General features: G+C 71.2%; 14 protein-coding genes. 3 read left to right on the forward strand and 11 right to left on the reverse strand.

Translation table 11 applies throughout. The annotated features are described in order from the left end of the window. Positions 1-150: 150 nt before the first annotated feature. The 11 genes from ACIBD9_RS31465 to ACIBD9_RS31515 all read right to left on the reverse strand — a co-directional run bounded on the left by ACIBD9_RS31465 (position 151) and on the right by ACIBD9_RS31515 (position 14,742). A complete protein-coding gene (locus ACIBD9_RS31465; protein WP_396723106.1) occupies positions 151-1,128 on the reverse strand; it encodes a hypothetical protein in 978 nt (325 codons plus the stop codon). A 32-nt stretch (positions 1,129-1,160) separates the two neighbouring features. After that, on the reverse strand, positions 1,161-2,690 hold the full coding sequence (locus ACIBD9_RS31470) for an OmpL47-type beta-barrel domain-containing protein (RefSeq protein ID WP_396723109.1): 1,530 nt from the start codon (positions 2,688-2,690) through the stop codon (positions 1,161-1,163). An 8-nt stretch (positions 2,691-2,698) separates the two neighbouring features. Continuing rightward, positions 2,699-6,637: a ThuA domain-containing protein gene (locus ACIBD9_RS31475; protein WP_396723111.1), complete on the reverse strand. Its 3,939-nt coding sequence runs from the start codon at positions 6,635-6,637 to the stop codon at positions 2,699-2,701. 23 nt (positions 6,638-6,660) lie between these two features. Next, entirely contained in the window at positions 6,661-7,665 is a 1,005-nt protein-coding gene (locus tag ACIBD9_RS31480; protein WP_396723113.1) for a multicopper oxidase domain-containing protein, read from the reverse strand. Between the two features lie 375 nt (positions 7,666-8,040). Next, entirely contained in the window at positions 8,041-8,880 is an 840-nt protein-coding gene (locus ACIBD9_RS31485) for an amino acid ABC transporter ATP-binding protein (protein ID WP_396723115.1), read from the reverse strand. 5 nt (positions 8,881-8,885) lie between these two features. Further along, a complete protein-coding gene (locus tag ACIBD9_RS31490) occupies positions 8,886-9,680 on the reverse strand; it encodes an amino acid ABC transporter permease (RefSeq protein ID WP_091406922.1) in 795 nt (264 codons plus the stop codon). Positions 9,681-9,780: 100 nt separating this feature from the next. Further along, complete coding sequence (locus ACIBD9_RS31495; protein ID WP_396723117.1) at positions 9,781-10,599, reverse strand: basic amino acid ABC transporter substrate-binding protein; 819 nt, start codon at positions 10,597-10,599, stop codon at positions 9,781-9,783. 176 nt (positions 10,600-10,775) lie between these two features. Continuing rightward, a complete protein-coding gene (locus tag ACIBD9_RS31500) occupies positions 10,776-11,453 on the reverse strand; it encodes a hypothetical protein (RefSeq protein ID WP_396723119.1) in 678 nt (225 codons plus the stop codon). Positions 11,454-11,539: 86 nt separating this feature from the next. Beyond that, complete coding sequence (locus ACIBD9_RS31505) at positions 11,540-12,451, reverse strand: sulfotransferase family protein (RefSeq protein ID WP_396723120.1); 912 nt, start codon at positions 12,449-12,451, stop codon at positions 11,540-11,542. Positions 12,452-12,454: 3 nt separating this feature from the next. After that, positions 12,455-13,462 (reverse strand): sulfotransferase family protein, encoded by a 1,008-nt coding sequence (locus ACIBD9_RS31510; protein ID WP_396723123.1) that lies wholly within the window; start codon positions 13,460-13,462, stop codon positions 12,455-12,457. Further along, positions 13,459-14,742 (reverse strand): glycosyltransferase family 4 protein, encoded by a 1,284-nt coding sequence (locus ACIBD9_RS31515; RefSeq protein WP_396723125.1) that lies wholly within the window; start codon positions 14,740-14,742, stop codon positions 13,459-13,461. Before ACIBD9_RS31515 ends, ACIBD9_RS31510 begins: the two co-directional genes overlap by 4 nt. A gap of 259 nt (positions 14,743-15,001) precedes the next feature. Here ACIBD9_RS31515 and ACIBD9_RS31520 point away from each other — a divergent pair, with 259 nt between their 5' ends. Genes ACIBD9_RS31520 through ACIBD9_RS31530 form a run of 3 tightly spaced genes read left to right on the forward strand, consistent with a single transcriptional unit; the run spans position 15,002 to position 18,205 of the window. Beyond that, positions 15,002-15,964, forward strand: a complete 963-nt coding sequence (locus ACIBD9_RS31520; protein ID WP_396723127.1) for a hypothetical protein — start codon at positions 15,002-15,004, stop codon at positions 15,962-15,964. Beyond that, on the forward strand, positions 15,957-16,736 hold the full coding sequence (locus ACIBD9_RS31525) for a sulfotransferase family protein (protein WP_396723129.1): 780 nt from the start codon (positions 15,957-15,959) through the stop codon (positions 16,734-16,736). Before ACIBD9_RS31520 ends, ACIBD9_RS31525 begins: the two co-directional genes overlap by 8 nt. Further along, a complete protein-coding gene (locus ACIBD9_RS31530; RefSeq protein WP_396723131.1) occupies positions 16,733-18,205 on the forward strand; it encodes a hypothetical protein in 1,473 nt (490 codons plus the stop codon). Before ACIBD9_RS31525 ends, ACIBD9_RS31530 begins: the two co-directional genes overlap by 4 nt. Positions 18,206-18,271 lie beyond the last annotated feature (66 nt).

Below are 18,271 nucleotides of genomic sequence, written 5' to 3' on the forward strand. Positions count from 1 at the left end.
CCCGTGGGTGTGTGGTGGGGGGGGTCTACCCCCCTGTTTTTGCCCCCGCGGGGGGGGCCCCCCCCCGCCCCCCCCCCGCGCCGGGGGGGGGGGGGCCCCCGGCCCCCCCCCGCCCGCCCATCGCCCCAGCCAGGGTGAGGACTTACTCGTCTAGAGCTTCGCCGCGCCCGCCTCGGTGGCCTCCTGCACCGCCGACGTACGGCGGACCTCGGCCCGCTGGTCACCGGCGTCCTCGCGCTCCGGGGCGGCGGCCCGGGCCGCCCGGTTGGTGGTCGGAGCAGCCTGGTCACCGGTCACGCCACCACGGATCCGGTTGTTCGCGGCCACCTGGGCGGCCGGGTCGTTGGACGTCACCGCCAACTGGCCGTTGATGATGTTGTCGTCGACGGTGACGCCACCGGTGGTGCTGGTGACGCTCACGTCCCCACCCCAGTAACCGCCGGAGGCGCAGCTGTCGAGGCTGCCGTTCGGGCCCAGCTGCACACCGCCCAGGTTGCCGGCGAAGGTGGCCCGACCCTGGACCGCGCTGCCACACACCACGCTGCCGGTGGCGCTGTTGAGCACCGACAGTGTGCCGTCGACGAACGAGTCGTGCAGGTCCGTGTAGTAGGTGCCGGTGCTGCTGAGGTTGCGCTGCACCTGGGTGCCGCGATCGAGCCGGACCTCACCGGCACCGACGTTGACGTGCCCGGTGACCGTCGACGCCTCGGCGAACAGGAAACTGTCGATGGTCGTGGAGCCCTTCGGCTTCACGGTGACGGTGCCGGTGCGGGCGTCCTTCAGGAAGATCCCGTACCCCCCGGCGGCGAGCACCACCTGGCCGTCGACGGTCGTCTCGGTGGCGTCGAGGTACCCGTCGGCCGCGACGCGTACCTCACCGCTGACCCGGCCACCGGTCACCACCAGGTTGCCGCCGGCCGCGACGGTGACGTTGCCGGTGATCGTGGTGCCGGTCAGCGCGCAGGACTCGCCGGCGGGCACGAGCAGGTCGTTGGGCACGGTCACCGCGCCGCCGGTGCCGATGCAGTGGGTGACCAGATCGGCGTGTGCGCTGGGCGCCACGGCCAGCACCGAGGCCGCGATGACGGCGCTCACGGTGGCCAGCTTGGCGACGGTACGTCCGGGCATCGTTGTACTCCCTGTCGATGAGGTTCGAGGACTCATGCGCCGACGTCCGATCGGGCCGCGGCCCGGACGATGGCGCCCTGCTGCCGCCGGTCGAGCGTGCCGCCGGTCACGAGCGCGGCGGTGACCGCCTCGACGTGCCGGACGAACTCGGCGTGGCCGGGATACTCGGCGTGTTCGTCGATCAGATCGTTGATGGTGCAGCCGTCGCCGGTGTCCACGTTGGCCACACCGGTATCGCCGCCGTCGATGACCACGGTGGCCCTGGTGTCCGAGTCGGGGCAGCGGTCGGTGCCGTCGGCCACCACCGTGAACGTCGTCGACTGCTCGGCGGAGGAGTTCCCCGCCGTGTCGGTCGCCCGGTACTTCACCGTGTGCGCGCCGGGCGTGCGGACCGCGACCGGAGCGGCGTACGCCGTCCAGCCTCCGGTGTCGAGCGCGTACTCGATCTTCGCCACCCCCGACTCGGCGTCGGTGGCCGTGACCGTCACGGTCGCGCCGCCGACGTACGCGCCGTCGTCGTTCCGGTCACCGGCCACCGTGGCGGCGACCGTCGGTGGCGTGGTGTCCTCGGCCTGCGGCTCGACGACGGTGAAGTGGGCCATCTGCTCCGCCGACGTGTTACCGGCGACGTCGGTGGCCCGGTAGTGCAGCATGTGCGTTCCGGCCGCGTTCACCACGATCGGGTTCGTGTACGCGGTGAAGGCCGCACCGTCCAGCGCGTACTCGATGGTGGCGACACCGGATCCGCTGTCGGTGGCGGTCAGCGTGGCGGTGGCCGTACCGATGTAGTTGCCGTCGCCGTCGCGGTCGCCGGCCAGTGCGGCCGTGACCACCGGCGCGGTGGTGTCCTCCTCCCCCGGCTCGACGATCCGGAACGACACCGAGCCGACGGCGCTGGTGTTGCCGGCCTGGTCGGTGGCGCGGAACTGCACGGCGTGGTCACCGATCGCGGTCACCCGCACCGGCGCGGTGTACGGCAGGAAGCTGGTGTCGTCCACCTGGTACTCGACGGTCTGCACCCCCGAGTCGGCGTCGGTGGCCGTCACGGTCACCGTGGCCGCGCCGAGGTAGTTGCCGTCCTGGTCCTGGTCGCCGGAGACCGCGCCGGTCACCGTCGGCGCGGTGGTGTCGCCGCCGCCACCGCCCTCGGTGACGACCAGCTCACCGACCATCGAGCTGTGGCCGGGGATCGAGCAGAAGTACCGGTACCGGCCCGGGGTCAGCGTCACGGTCGCCTGGTGGCGGCCGTCGTTGGCGTCGAACGGGCTGGCCAGGATGTTGACTGTGACGTCGTGGTTGTAGCCCTCGGTGCTGGTGTCGAAGGTCAGGGTGTGCGGCATCCCGGTGGTGTTGCCGGTGGCCGCGCTGTTCTCCCAGATGATCGTGGTCGCTCCGGCCACCGCCGTGGTGGGCGCGGACTTGTAGCGGGTGATGCTGTCGTCGGCGGTCCAGGTCAACACCTGGTCGGCGGCGGCGCGAGGGGCGGCGGAGGCGGGCGTTGCTGCCAACGGGATCACCGTGAGCAGGAGCGCCGCCAGCGCGGCCGTCAGTCGTCGGGTCATCGTCTCTCCTAGAGTTCCCGCGCGCGGACGTTGCGGAACTCGGCCAGGTCGTTGTCACCGTGGTTCTGCAGACCGATGAAGCCGCGCAGGAACTGCCGCAGGTCGGTCGGCGGGTCGCCAGCACGCGACGACTGCTTGCCGGGCGTGTTGTCGAACTCGTTGATCACCACGCCGTTGCGGATGATCGTGTAGTGCTGCCCGACGACGCGGATCTCGTAGTCGTTCCACTCGTTCTTCGGCGTCACGCCGGCCTGGGCCAGCGGCACGGTGTCGAAGTTGTAGACCGAGCCGGTCTTCTGCGGCTCGCCGGTGTCACCGTCGTAGATCTGGATCTCGTGTCCGCAGTAGATCGCCACCCACGCCTGCGAGGTCCGCGCCGACCCGACCGTGCCGCAGCTGTCCGGTGGGCGCTGGTCGAGGGGGATGCGCGGGTCCGGGAACCGCGTGAAGACTCCGGTGTTGGCCCGGCCGGTGCCCGGCGCGATGTCCCGGAACTGCAACTTCAGCGAGAAGTCACCCAGTTCCTTGGTGTGCCAGAGCATGCCCATGCCACCGCTGGAGCGCAGCGACCCGTCCGGCTGGATGCCGAACGATCCCGACGGCGCCTGCTGCCAACCGCGCAGCGACTCGGCGGTGCCGTCGAAGAGTGGCTCGTACCCGGTGTGGCCGGCGCGGCCGATCTCCGACGCCGCGGCCAGGCGGGTCAGGGTGCCCGCCTCACGGGCGCTGAGCAGGTCGTCGTCCTGCAACTCGCGAGTCACCGCGGTCACGTGCCGGACGAAGGTGTTGTGGTCGGCCCAGGTGCTCTCGTCGTCGATCAGGTCGTTGGCCGTGCAGCCCTGCCCGACCGTGCGACTGGGCACCCCGGTGTCCGTGTCACCGAGCCACACCGTGGCTCGGTCGTCGGGCACCGCGCAGCCCACCGTCACCGTGGTCTGCACCGTCGCCGTCTGACCGTCGGCGTACGTGACGGTGAGCTTCGCGGTGTAGGTGCCGACCGTGGCGTACGTGTGCCGGGGGTCCGCCTCGGTCGACGTGGTGCCGTCGCCGAACTCCCAGCGGTGGCTGACGCCGCCGGAGCGGGAACCGGTGAAGGCGATGGTCAGCGGCTTGTTCTGCACGGCGACCGAGGTCGCCGCCGGCGCCGGGGTGGGCGCACCGCCGGTGTAGGTGATCCGGATCAACTTCTGGTTGGCGTGCAGGCTGAAGAACCCGCCGCCGTAGTCGAGGAGGTAGAGCGCGCCGTCCGGGCCGAACTTCGCGTCCATCCAGCTCTGCAACTTGGTGTCGCCGTTGCCGCCCGGGATGATGGCCCGCAGCGACTCGGCGTACACCGGTGGGGCGGCCTGCGGCACGCCGGCCGGGTCGACGGTGACCGCGACCCGGTTGGCGGCGTTCGACTGGTCGCCGATGAACCACTTGCCGTCCCAGTGCTCCGGCCAGGCCACGCCGCTGGTGGTGTCGACGAGGCTGCGGTGGTACGTCGGGCCGGACATGATGGCCTGCCCGCCGCCGCGCAGGTAGGGCTGCGTGTAGGTGGCGTCGGCGGCCACGTAGGTCGGCAGGCCGCTGCCGTCGGTCCGCTTCGGGAACACCGGGCCGCCGCCGTCCGGCGAGTACCAGATCATGTTGTCCCGGGCCGCCGGGATGTCCACCAGTCCGGTGTTGCGCGGCGAGGTGTTCTTCAGGTTGTCGCAGTCGTACCAGCCGGTCAGCACCGTCGCGTCGGTGTTGCTGCGGTCGCGGTACGGCTGCCGGTTGCCCATGCAGTACGGCCAGCCCTGGTTGCCGGCCGAGGTGATGATGGTGGCCGTCTCGTACTTCGCCGGGCCCAGCGTGGGGCTGGGCGACGAGGCGTCCGGGCCGACCCAGCCGGCGGTCAGCCACTGGTGCACCGGGTCGATCTGCAGGCGGGCAATGTTGCGCACGCCCATCACGTAGATCTCCGGCCGGGTCTTCTCGGTGCCCGGTGGGAACAGGTTGCCCTCCGGGATGGTGTACGTGCCGTCCGCCTCCGGGTGAATCCGGATGATCTTGCCGGCGAGGTCGTTGGTGTTACCCGACGTGCGGCGGGCGTCCTGGAACGAGATCCCCTCGTACTCCTGGGTCCAGTTGTTGCCCGCGTAGCCCTGCGACCCCTCCGAGGAGTTGTTGTCGCCGGAGCCGACGTAGAGATTGCCCTTGGCGTCGAACGCCATGCCGCCGCCGGCGTGGCAGCAGCTGTGGATCTGCACGGGGAACTGCAACAGGTCCTTGCGGGTGGCCTGGTCGATGGTCTGCGCCTGCCGGTCGTAGGTGAACCGGGAGACGGTCCGCTGACCCACCCGCTTCTCCCGGTCGACCGACTCGTGCGGCATCCAGTAGACGTAGAGCCACCCGTTCTCGGCGAACGCGGGGTCGGGCACGATGCCCAGCAGGCCCTCCTCGTTCTTGACCAACTCGGAGCCGCTGCCCCGGTTGCCCATCACCTCCAGGGTGGTGAGCAGCTTGACCTGCTTGGTACGCGGGTCCCAGGAGTGGATGGTGCCGCAGCCCAGGCCGACCTTCGGGTTGGTCCAGTCCGCGATCGGGCCGCTCGGGCAGGCCGCCTTGCCGACGTAGAAGACCGTGCCGTCCGGCGCGATGGTGAGCCCGTGCGGCTCGCCGATCTGGTCCAGCTGCCCGGTCTGGTTCGCCGCGGTGAGTCGCTCCACCTTGTAGTTCGCGGCGATGGTGGCCTGGCAGTCACCGCGTACCCGACCGGTGGTCCAGTTGAGGGCCCCGGCGAGGTGCGTACGGAACGCCTCCTCGCCGTAGCTGCCCTCGGTGTGGCCCATGCCGGTGTAGAACGACCGGCCGCCGTCGTAGTCCCGGCACCAGGACACCGGGTGGAAGGCGCCGTTGGCGCTGGCCCCCGGGTTGTAGTGCCGCTCCTCGACCTGGGCGAGCGTGTGCACGGTGCCGATCGGGTTCGGGTCCCAGTTCTCCCAGCGGTCGGAGCGGGTGATGGTCAGCGGCAGCGACGCCGTGGCCGGGTGCTTGCGGTCCAGGATGTTCACCACCGCGCGGTTCACCGCGGGCGGTTCCGGGGCGGTGGTGCTGCCGGTGAACAGGCGCAGGTCGGCGAGTTGAACCAGCGGCTCACCGCTGTTCGCGGTGACGTTCAGCCGGTAGCGCGTGAACTCCTGCGGCGCGGCGATGTCGAACCGTCGGGTCTGGTACCGCTCCGGGAAGGTCTGCCCGGTGCGGCGGTCCAGGTCGGTCCAGCTCTGACCGTCCGTGGAGCCCTGCAGGGTCCAGTCCTTCGGGTCCCGACCGGAGGAGTCGTTGGCCGACGTGAGCGCGTACCCGGTGATCCGCTTCGGTGCGCTCAACTCGTACGCCACCCAGGCGGTCGGGGTGCGGACGAGCCACTTCGTGTTGGCGTCGCCGTCGGTCAGCTTCTCCTTGGTCTCGTTGGGCGGGTTCTCCCCGCTGGCGGTCACTCGGGCCACCGGCTCGGCCACCGGGATGGCGCCGGCCGGGCGGGTGCCGATCAGCCCGGTGAACCAGGTGGAGTCGACCTGGGCGCGGGCGGCGTCGGCGATGCCGACGAAACCGCCGCCGGCCTTGACGTAGCTCTGCAGCGCCGACTCCTGGTCGCGGTTGAGCGCGGCGCCCGTCGCGGAGAGAAAGACCACGCTGCGGTACGCGGACAGCCCGGCCGCGGTGAAGGTACCCGGGTCGGTGGTGGCCGTGACATCGATGTCATGGATGGCACCAAGCTGTTTGATGGTGTCCACCGCGCGAGAGACCGGGTCCTGTTGCTCGGCCACCGGGCCGTGGAACACCAGGACCGCGGTCTTCTGCGGCTGTGCCGCCGGCGCGGCGGCCGCCGTTCGCGGTGCGGCCGCGGCCGCCGTCGTCGCCGGGATCAGCGCCGCGAAGGCCGCTACCGCGGCGAGGGTTCGTCGTAAATTTCGGGTCATGCCCGTCCCCACTTTCGGTTCGGTCAGCTTCCGTGCGTGTGGGTGTGGCCCTGGAACCGGTGGATCGCCTCCTCTGCGCCCGGCGGCATGCTGCCGTCGGCGTTGCGCACCAGGAAGATCCCGGCCATGCCGCCGTCGGAGTGCGTCTGCACGTGGCAGTGGTACATCCACGCGCCAGGTCCGACGCCCTCTCCGGCCAGCACCTGGAAACCGAACGAGCTGCCGGGATTGAGGTCCTTGTTGTCGATCACCAGGCTCGGATCGCTCGGCCCCTCCAACATGCCGGTGCGGTTGTCCGCCCACCGGTGCGCGTGCAGGTGGAAGGTGTGGAACAGGTTGCCGTGGCCGATGGCGATCCACTCGACGCGCTCGCCCAGGTTCGCCTCGAACATCGGGGTCGCCGGGGCCATCTTGTTGTTGATCATCATGTCGTGGAACACGGCCGTGAACTGCTTCGACGGCAGGATGTCGCCGCGCCGCCGGACGATCAGCGCGCCGTACAGTCCCTTCGCGACACCGGCGGTGCCGTGGTCGGTGCCCATCGCGTGATCGTGGTAGTGCCAGTAGCCGGCGCTGCCCGGCATGTACCGCCGACCCGCCGCGGCAACCATCTCGTGGGAGCGCCAGACGTACGTCCGCGTCTCACCGGGGTTGTTGAACGAGTCGTTGAACGGGCTGCCGTCGGACTCGGTGCTGTAGTCCACCCCGTGCGGATGGATGGACAGCCGCTGGGTGGTGGTGTTGACCAGGGTGACCTCCAGCGTGTCACCCTCGTACATCTCCAGGATCGGGCCCGGGACGGTGGCCTGACCGGGCGCCAGGCCGTACCCGAACAGGTTGCCGGGCAACTGCTCGGCGTAGATGGTGACTTTCTTGGTGACACCGGCGGCGGCCCGGGCCGGGCTGCCTCCGAACGCTGTGCCGATCGTTGGGGCGGACGCGCCCAACGCCCCGGCGGCGAGCGCTCCGGTGGCGATCAGCGATCTGCGGGACAGGTGGCGGTGAGGGCCACCAGCGTGATCGTCCATGGGTCTCCGTTCCCGACCGGGCGAAGACGCGACGAGGGCAGGGTGCATCGACCGCCGAGCACGGGCGGTGGCACGACTGAGGGTGAGGCTCGTCGCGGGCTTTGCTCGGAAGACTCAGAACTTTCGATGGATGACAGCAACTTATGTAATCCATCGACAAAAGTACAGGTCTGATTGCAAAAAGATTACCTTGACATCACGACGTCGGTCGATTGACATGAAGCTGACACACAGGCCGTCGACCGCAGGGTCCTCGGCCGGGTCGCTCGCGGGTGTACGCCGCTACCCGTATCGGCAACGGAAAGCAGCGCACAGCTCGACGCCGGGCTGCCATCGAGGTGGCAACCCGGCGGGAAGGACGTACGGGAGCTGTGGTCAGAGGTTGTGGCGGTCGTCCGTCGGCAGGCTGGGAGCCGGCGAGGGCGCCGGCGACTGGTCCGGCTGACCGAGCTGCGCGACGTGGGTCGGGTCGAGGACCCGGGAGAGGAACGCGCGGGTCCGCTCGTGCTTCGGCGCGCCGAGCACCTCCTGCGGCGGCCCCTGCTCGACCACCACGCCGCCATCCATGAACACCACCCGGTCGGCCACGTCGCGGGCGAACGCCATCTCGTGGGTGACCACCATCATCGTCATGCCGTCCTCGGCCAGCTTGCGCATGACGGTGAGCACGTCGCCCACGAGTTCCGGGTCGAGCGCGGAGGTCGGCTCGTCGAAGAGCATCAGCTTCGGCTCCATCGACAGCGACCGGGCGATCGCCGCCCGCTGCTGCTGCCCACCGGAGAGCTGCGCCGGGAACACGTCGGCCTTGTCGGTCAGCCCGACCCGCTCCAGGTTGGCCCGCGCGATCCGCTCGGCCTCGGCCCGACCACGCCGGAGCACCCGGCGCTGGGCGATGGTGAGGTTGTTCAGGACGGTCAGGTGCGGAAACAGGTTGAACGACTGGAAGACCATGCCGATGCCGCGGCGGACCGCGTCGATCTCGACGTCCGGGTCGGTCATCTCGACCCCGTTCACCCAGATCTTGCCGGCGGTCGGCTCCTCCAGCAGGTCGACGCAGCGCAGCAGGGTCGACTTGCCGGAGCCGGACGGGCCGATGACGCAGACCACCTCGCCCTGGCCGACCTCGAAGTCGATGCCCTTGAGCACCTTGAGCGGCCCGAAGGACTTGTGCAGGTCGCGGATCTCCACAGCGGGGCGGGAGGGGGTGGTCGTCATGGGGGTCACCGAGCCTTGGCGTAGCGGAGTTCGAGGCGTCGTACCACCTGCGACAGCGGCAGGGTGATCACCAGGTAGGCGAGGCCGGCCACCAGCAGCGGGGTCGCGTTCACCCGGTCGTTGAGCATGTCCCGACCGAACTTGGTGATCTCGATGGTCTGCGCCGTCACGCCGAGCACGTAGGCCAGCGACGAGTCCTTGGTGAGCAGGATGAGTTCGTTCGTCAGCGGTGGGATCACGATCCGGAACGCCTGCGGGATGACGATCGTGCGCATGGCGGTGAAGTGCGACATGCCGAGGGTCCGCGCCGCCTCCATCTGCCCCTTCGGCACGGCCTGGATGCCGGCCCGGATCGTCTCCGCCATGTACGCCGCGGCGGTCAACCCGAGGCCGATCGCGATCGAACCGAACACCCCGCCCGGGATCTCGCGCTCGGGGAAGGCGATCGGGATGCCGTACCCGACGAGGAAGAGCACCAGCAGCGCGGGCAGACCCCGGAACAGCTCGATGTACGCCGTCGCCACCCAGCGGTACGGCGCCACCCTCGACAGCCGCATCAGCGCCAGGATGGTGCCGAACACCAGGCCGAAGGCGAACGCGCCCAGCGTGTAGAGGATGGTGTTGCGCAGCGCGACCGTGATGATCGTCGGGAACATCGACTTGATGATGTCGACGCGGAAGAACGCGTCGGCCAACCTGTCCCAGTCCGCGGCGACGAGCACCGTGGCGATGATGGCGATGAAGACCAGGTACTGGAGCCCGAGGGACAGCCGCTCCCGCTGGCGGCGTCGCAGCTTCACGTTCGCTCGTTGCCTTCCCGGAGGTAAAGGGCACGGAGGGCGTGCGGGACGCGCGCCCTCCGGTACTGCGCGGTGCTCAGACGCTCGGCCGCTACGCGGCTCAGGCGCTCGGCCGCTTGCCGATCCACTTCTCGTAGATCGTGTTGTACGTGCCGTCCTGCTTGGCCTTGGCCAGCACCTCGTTGATCTTCTTGAGCAGCTCCGGGTTGGCGTCCTTCTTCACGGGGAAGCCGTACTGCTCGCCGGTGTCGAACTCGGCGGCCACCTCGAACCCGCCCGGGTTCTTCTTCAGGTACTCGGTCCAGACCGGCAGGTCGTTGATGGCGGCCTCGACCTGGCCGTTGGCGACGGCCTGCTGCAGGGCGGCGAGGTCCTCGAACTCGACGAGCTTCAGGCCCTTCTCCGTCTCGAGCTTCTTGGCGTAGTCACGACCCGTGGTGGCCGCCTGGACGCCGAGCTTCTTGCCCTTGAGGTCGTCGAGCGACTTGTACGTCTTGCCGGTCTTCACCAGCATCGCCTGGGTGGCGTCGAAGTAGGGATCGGAGAAGTCGATCACCTTCCGCCGCTCCTCGGTGATCGTCATGCCGGCGGCAGCCGCGTCGCACTTGCCGGTGTTGAGGTCCTGGCCGGACTTGATCCCCTCGAACGGGGTGTCGATGATCGTCTGCTCGACGCCGAGCTCCTTGGCGACCAGATCCATGATCTCGACGTCGAAGCCGGTCACCTTGCCGCTGGCGTCCTTCGACTGGAACGGCGGGTACGGCAGGTGGGTGCAGACGGTCAGCTTGCCCGCCGCGACCAGCTTGACGCCGCTGGCCTGGACCTCACTGTCGTCCTTCTTCGCGCAACCCGCGCTCAGCGCGAGGGCGGCGACGGCCACGACGAGGCCGGCCTGACGGACGGCGCTTGGGAACCTCACGGCTGTGTCCCTCCGATTCGGCTTCCATTGCACAGAAAGCCAATCTGATTCATAGACTTTGCGATAAGCGACCGTACCCGATCCGGCGCGTCGCCCCCAGATCGCGCGGCGACCGCTCAGCCGGTGCGGCACGCCGGCCCTCACCGGCAAACCCGACACTTGGCCCGGAATGCGCCTCAGCCGCCCGTTCCCTCCTCCGCCCCGTCCGGGGTGAGGGCCCCTCCGTGGGGGTCTGTGTCCAGGAACACATGCTGGTGGCCCTTGCCGGCATCGACGCTGATCTGGTCGAGCTGGGTCGCCGCGACCGACCAGATCGTCGCGGCCTCGGCCGCCTGCCGGGCGGTGATGTCCAGCAGGGCCGCACGCTGCGCGGACGGAACATTGGCGGTCAGGGCGTAGGTGTCGACGGCCAGCGACGCCTGCTGGACCGCACCGCGCAACCCTCCGCGCGCCACGTTGGTGGCGGTGGTCCCCGACGGCGGGTCGGCGAACGGCGCCGCCGCCTGACGCATGACCTCCTGCCACTGGCGCGCCTTCGCCGGATCCGGGGCACGTCCGCCGGTCGTCTCCGTCTTGATGGCGGTCAGGACCGGGGCGACCTGGTCGCGGACCCGTCGGGCCGTCTCGATCAGCTCCGCGATCTGTTGGGCGTCCCGCTTCGCCTCGGCCTCCTTGAGGCTCGCGATGGTCGCCTCGGTGGCGTCCGGACGGCCCACCTGGTAGCCGATCAACCCACCGAGCAACGCGGTGACCAGTGCGATCACGCCCGCGACGGCCGCGAAGCGCATTGTGCGCTGGCGGTGCACGTCGGCCTTGTCCAGCTGATAGGAGGGTCGGCCGGTACGGCGTGCCATCGCATCTCCTCACATCGATAATGTGGGGCCAAAGATTAGCCGCCCCTCGTGACGTCCGTCGATAGCGAGGACCTTGACCCACGCCGTTAGACCGGGTAGCCCCACTCGGCCAGCGGCTTCTCCAGCACCCGTTCGATCGCGGCGAGCTGCGCCGGGCTGAGTTCGTCCCGGTACGCCTCCGCCCGGCCCACGGCGAAGTCGTACCGGGAGAAGCCCTTCTCGAAGGCGGCCGACCAGCCCAGGCCGAGGAAGTCGAGCATCCGGCCGACCTGTTCGCGCGGCTGCTCGACGAGGTCCTCGTAGCGCACGTCCAGCCACTGGTGGGCCGGGTGACGCAGCCGGGCCTGGGCGAAGGCGTCCATCAGCATCTTCCAGCCCAGCGCGGCGAGCACCTGGAAGGAGCGACCGGACTCGACCCACTCCTCCCGTAGGTCGGACGGGAGCGGGCCGTAGATCCAGTTGTCCGGCCCGCGCCAGCCGTCCCACCAGCCCATCTGGAGCCACGAGTTGGCCACCGCCCGGCCGTCGCGCACCACGTTGACCACCCGCAGCTCCGGGTACGCGGCGTGCAGCAGGCCGGTGCGCGGCCACCCGGTGACGTGCTGCACCAACTGCTGACAGCCCTGGCGGGCGATCCGCTCGTCGAAGAAGGCCCGCAGCCGCCGGGCCACGAACGGCGTCAGGTCCTCGGCCAGCAGGTCCCGGCACGGCCGGGAGAAGCCGGCCAGCACCTGCCGGTCGAGCAGGTGGTACGCCTCCGACGGCGCGACCCGGAGCCGGCCCCGCTCCAGCAACCGTCGACTGTGGCGCAGCGAGGTCATCCCCGCCGGGCGCGGTGCCGAGCGCCGGTAGAGCGCGCCGTTGAACCTGCCCTTGGGGTTGAGCCGGGCCAGTTTGTCGTCCAGGCCGGAGACGAAGCCGACCGCGGGATGCCGGGAGAGCAACTCCTGGACCAGGGTCGAACCGCAGCGACCGGTTCCCACCACCAGTGAGAGCATCGTTCAGCCTTCCTGCCGGGTGGCGGGTGACGGGGAGACGGCCGGGTCCGCGGCGGGAGAGGTTGCCGCCGGGCGGCGCAACGGGTAGCCGAACCGGGTCAGGGCCACGGCGGTCAGCCCGGTCACCACGGCGTACGCGCGGGTGGGGAGCCCGGTCAGCCACTCGGTGTCGGGGACCACGTCGACCAGCCCGGTGCGGTGCCGCGACGGATTACCGGCCACCGAGTGGGTGGGGGTGAGCCGCACCGTGGCCGGTGACGGGAACGGAAGCGCGTCCGGGGTCGCGCCGACGAAGCCGACGATCCGGGCGGTGGTGCCGGCCGGGTCGGCCACGAAGTCCTCGTACCGCACCCGCAGGTAGCGGCCCGGCGGACGGCGGCGGCCACCCCACAGTCGTACGGTCGCGGTGTTCCAGACCAGCCAGAGCAGCGCGGCCTTGCCCACCGGTGGTCGGCTCATCAGCTGGTCGTCGGCGCGCCCGTCCAGCGGGCGTCGGCGACGCCAGGAGTACGCGGTGGCGCGCGGGTCGCGGACCACGTGCAGGACGTACAGGTCGATGCCGGGCAGGCTGCCGAGCAGGGCGCCGTACGGCGGCAGCTTGGAGGAGTCGACGATGACACCGTCCGACCGGCCGGCCAGGGCGTGTTCGGCGATCGCGGCGTAGAGCCGGGTCAGGTGCGTGTCGTCGGGGTGGCCGGCGACCGGCGGCTGCCCCCGACGCTGGCGGCGCAGCAGTGCGGGCAACCCCCGCAGCCGCAGCCGCTGGGCCAACCGGGCGGCGATCCCGGCCGGGTCGGCGTCGGGCAGGTCGGCGCGCACCCGGGCCCAGAGCGGGCAGTCGGCCACCGGGGAACCGCAGCCGCAGGGCCGGTTCTCCAGGAGGCCGCGCCGCCACAGGTAGCGCAGCTCGCCCGCCGCGAAGAAACCGGGCAACTGTCCCAGGACCGTGGTGACCAGTGTGCTGCCACTGCGGCCGCTGCCGGCGAGGTAGAGCACCCGCACCGGGCTCACCGGGCCGCTCCCCCACCGGCGGCGGCACGGCCGGCCCGCCGTCGCGAGGGCAGCGCCTCGGCGGCCTCCGCGTACAGCCCACGGATCCGGTCCAGGTGGCGGTCCGGAGTGAATTGAGCGGCGATCTTCGCCCGGCCGGCCCGGCCCATCCGGTACGCCCGCTGGGGGTCGGCCAGGATGTCGTTGAGCGCGTCGCCGAGGGCCGTCGGTGCATCGGCGGCGACGATGCGACCATCCACCTCGGACTCGACCAGCTCGGGAAGCCCGCCCAGGTCGGTGGTGACCACCGGCACGCCGCAGGCGAACGCCTCCAGCACCGCCATCGGTTGGTTCTCGTGCCACCGGGACGGGACGGCGACCACCGCCGCCGAGCGGATCAGCTCGTGCAGGCGCGACTTGTCGAGACGGCCGTGGAACCGGACCCGGCCGGGCACCCGCCGTGCGGCGAGCGCCTCCAACTCCGGGCGGGCCGGGCCGTCTCCGGCGACGTCCACGCCGACCCCGGCCGGCAGCGCGGCGGCCGCCTCGATCAGCACGTCGACGCCCTTCTCCGGCGCCAGCCGACCGGCGAAGACGACACCGCCGCCGGGCGTCTGCTTGGCCGCGACGCCGGTCAGGTCGACGAAGTGGTTGACCACCCGCAACCGGTCCGGGTAGACGCCCGCGCGGCGCATCACGTCGGCCAGGAACGCACTCGGGCTGACGAAGAGCTGCACCGGGTCGTACGCGTCGAACTGCCGGTGCAACCAGGACTCGACGGCGAGCAGCCCACTGCGCGACAGCGACCCGTCCTTGCAGCGGCGACGGGCCGCCTGCAACGGGCCGCCGGTGACGCACGCCTGGCAGGGGCGGCCCCGGTCCAGCAGTTGGTAGCTCGGACAGGCGAGCTTGTAGTCGTGCATGGTCAGCACGCACGGCACACCGGCCGCGCGGGCCGCCGCCAGCACCGACGGGGAGAGCTGGTGGTAGATGTTGTGCAGGTGCAGCACGTCCGGCCGAAAGTCGTCGATCACCCGGGCCAGCCCGCGGCGGCTCGTCGGTGACCAGAGCATCCGGCCGACGGCCACCGCGCGGGGCCGCACCCCGCTGGGCGCCGGCTCGAACTCCACTTCGGACGGGAACCGCTCGGCGTACGGCAGCGGCGACTCGTTCTCCGGGTGGCTCATGCCGAAGTAGGCCACCGTGTCGCCGGCGGCCCGTTGCAGGTCGGCGAGATCGAGCAGATACCCCTCGGCGCCGCCACGGCGGTAGAGGAACTTGTTCACATGCAGCACGCGCATCGACTCGGCCTGCTCACGTCGATCGGGCGAACCGGGCCCGGAGGTGATGACCGGGGTCTGCCCGCCCCGGCCAGGGCCCACGGTATGCAGGGCGAGTCGGCGAGTCCAGCTCACGTTTGCCTTGTGGCTGAACGGGTGATCTTCGTCTGCCCGTGCGGTCCGCAGCCTGGCTTCCCGCCATGATCTCCCGATAGCCTGGCTGCCGCCGGTCGCATCCGCTCTGGTGTCGGGCCGGGCCGGTGCCCGACGAGGAGGACCCGTGGCAGCCGACGACGAGGTCTCCGCGCTCGCGTACACCGCGCGGCGGGTCCGGCGGCACCTGCGCTGGGCGCGTACCGAGGGGGTCGGACGGCTGATCGAGGAGGACCGCCTCAACCCGGTCGAGCGAATCGGCACGGCCCTGGCGAAGCGACGCTGGCGACGGCGGGCCGGCCGCCCACCCGGCTCGGCGATGCCGGTCTACCTGGTCGGCCTGCAACGCTCCGGCACGAACATGCTGGTCCGGGGCCTGGACGCCGCCCCCGAGGTGGAGGTCCGCAACGAGAACGACGGCACCCTCTTCCACCGCTTCCAGCTGCGCCCGGACCCGGTGCTGACCGCCACCCTCCACCGCAGCCGGCACGCGTACGTCCTGGTCAAGCCGCTCTGCGAGAGCCACCGGGTGGACGAGTTGCTGGCCCTGCCGGGGCTGCCGCCCGGACGCGCGCTGTGGGTCTACCGTGACGTCGACGACCGGGCCCGCTCCGAGGTCGCCAAGTTCGGTGACGCCAACCTGCGGGCCCTACGGGCGATCGCCGACGGCAGCATCGGCCGACGGTGGCAGGGGCAGCGGCTCGACGCCGACACCGTCGAGCTGATCCGGGCCCACGACCCGCAGCGGTTGGATCCACACAGCGGCGCGGCGCTGTTCTGGTACGTCCGCAACTCGCTGTTCTTCCAGCTCGGCCTGGACCAGCGGGCGGACGTGCTGCTCTGCCGCTACGACAGCCTGGTCGCCGAGCCCGCCGCGCAGCTCCGACGGCTCTGCGCCTTCCTCGACTTCCCCTACCATCCCCGGCTGCACGCGCACATCGCCCCACGCATCTCGCACGGCGCGGCGGGCCACCGACGGCTACCGATCGACAGGCGCGTCCGGGCGCACTGCGACGAGCTGACCGACCGGCTCGACCGCGCCGCCGCCGACGCCCGATCCGAGACGACGAAGGCGGTCGACCGTGGCTGAGACCGGAACCCGTACCGCGCCGATCTTCCTGGTCGGCTGCCAGCGGTCGGGCACCACGATGGTGCGCCTCGTCCTGGACTCGCACTCGCGGATCAGCTGCGGCCCGGAGACCCGGTTCCTGCCGGACCTGCGACGGATCGTCGGCCGGGACTGGGAACGGCTGGCCCGCTTCGGTTTCCCGCGCGAGGACTGGCTGCGCCGGATCCGGGACTTCTTCGGCGGCGTGCACGCCGACTACGCCGCCGCCCGGGGCAAGACCCGGTGGGCCGACAAGACCCCGCTGTACGCCATGTCGCTCGACTTCGTCACCGAGGTCTTCCCGGACGCCCAGATCGTGCACCTCATCCGGGACGGACGCGACGTGGTCGTCTCGCACCGCAAACGGTTCGGCTACTGGTCCGCGGTGAAGTGCGTGGTGAAGTGGCCGCGCTACATCCGCACCGCGCGGGCGGTCGGCGCCACCCTGCCGGCGGACCGCTACTACGAGCTGCGCTACGAGCAGGCGGTCGGCGAGCCGGAGAAGACGATGCGGGGCCTCTTCGAGTTCCTCGGCGAACCGTGGGAGGACGGCATCCTCGACTACGACAGCAAGCAGCACGACGTGGCCCAGAAGTACACCACCGAGGCGGAGCGGCGACGCGCGGCGGTGGGCGACACCGCACCGATCTACGGCTCCCGGGTGGGCAGCCACCGCCGCGAGCTCGACCCGTTCCTCCGCCTTCTGGTCTGGGTCTTCTCCGGCCCGACCCTGCGCGCCCTGGGCTACCGGTGACCCGCCCGGGCCGGCTGCGTGCCGTCGCCGCCGCCGTCACCGCCACACTTCTGCTCAGCGCCGGCTGCACCGCTGGCGACGACGATCCGCCACCGGCCGCCACCCCCTCCGCGACGGCGGCACCCGCAGCCACCAGCACCGTGGACGGGGTGCGCAACCCGTTCGGCGCGCACTGGGACTGGTCGCGGTACCAGCAGTTCGAGCCGTACCTGCGCCGGCTCGCCGGTTCGGCGACGTACGAGGAGATCTCCTGGTGTGAGATCGAACGGACCTCGGGGCAGGCGGACTGGGCCGGGTTGGACGAGATCGCCACGCGCAGCCGGGAACTGGGCATCACCCTGCACCTGAAGATCCGCACCGGCGTGTGCTGGGCGACCGGTGGCACCGCACGCCACACCCGGGGCACGGCGAACAAGACCGAGTCGGCGATGCCCACCGACCTCGGCTCGTACCAACGGTTCGTCCGCTCGGTGGTACAGCGCTACGGCCCGTACGGGGTGCGGGAGTACGCCATCGAGAACGAGGTCAACGCGCCGAGCTACTGGGCCGGCAGCCCCGAGGAGTACGCGCGGCTGGTCCGGGCCGCCGCCGAGACGATCCGCGCGACCGACCCGAAGGCGCGGGTGGTCGACTCCGGCATCAGCAGCGTCGCGTACGGCATGGGTGTCGCCGACCGGCTGGCGCGCGCCGGTCGGGGGGCCGAGGCGGTCGCCGCCTACCAGGCGTACTTCCAGCGTCGGGTCGGCACGCGGGGGCAGCAGATCCCGGCGGTCACCGGGGAGGCGCAGCTGCGCAGGGCGCTCGGCACCGAGACCAACAGCCGCAGCCTGCGCTTCCTGGCGGTCACCGAGTCGCTGTTGACCGACCGCACCGTCGACGTCCGGCAGGTGCACTTCTACGAGCACTTCAGCGGGGTGGCGCCGCTGCTGGACTACCTGCGCGCGACCACGCCGCCGGGTACGCCGATCCAGGCGTGGGAGGTCGGGCAGTTCTGGCGCGACGGCGACGGTGACCCGGCCAGCCGGGCCGCCGAGATGGTCAAGACGGTCACCCTGCTCGCCGCCGGCGGGATCGGCGAAATCAGTTGGTTGCCGTTGGCGTACAACCCGAACAACGCGGCCGGCAGCGAGGTCCGCTACGGCCTGCTCGACCCGGACGGCACCGAACGCGAGGCCGGCCGGATGTTGGCCGCCCTGGCGGACGCGGCCCGGGACGCCACCGTCACGCCGCTGCCCGCCTCGGTGGCCGGCAGGCTGAACGGGGTCGCGTTCGTCCGGGACGGGTCGAGCACCCTGGTGCTCTGGTCGACGGCGGACACGCCGGTGACCGTGCCGGCGACGCCGGGCGGGCGGACCGGGGCGGTGGGTTCCCCGCTCGGCGCGGCCGGTGGCGGCACCACGGTGACCGACGTCCCCGTCCTGCTCCGCGCCGACCAGCCGGTGGACCGGATCCTCGCCGCCGTCCGTTAGCGACCTCCAGCGTGCGCTCGCTGGCCCGCATGTCGATGTGCCGGCAACGTCGGATATTGGAACCAT

Source organism: Micromonospora sp. NPDC050784, from assembly GCF_044456765.1.
Taxonomy (GTDB): Bacteria; Actinomycetota; Actinomycetes; order Mycobacteriales; family Micromonosporaceae; genus Micromonospora; species Micromonospora foliorum.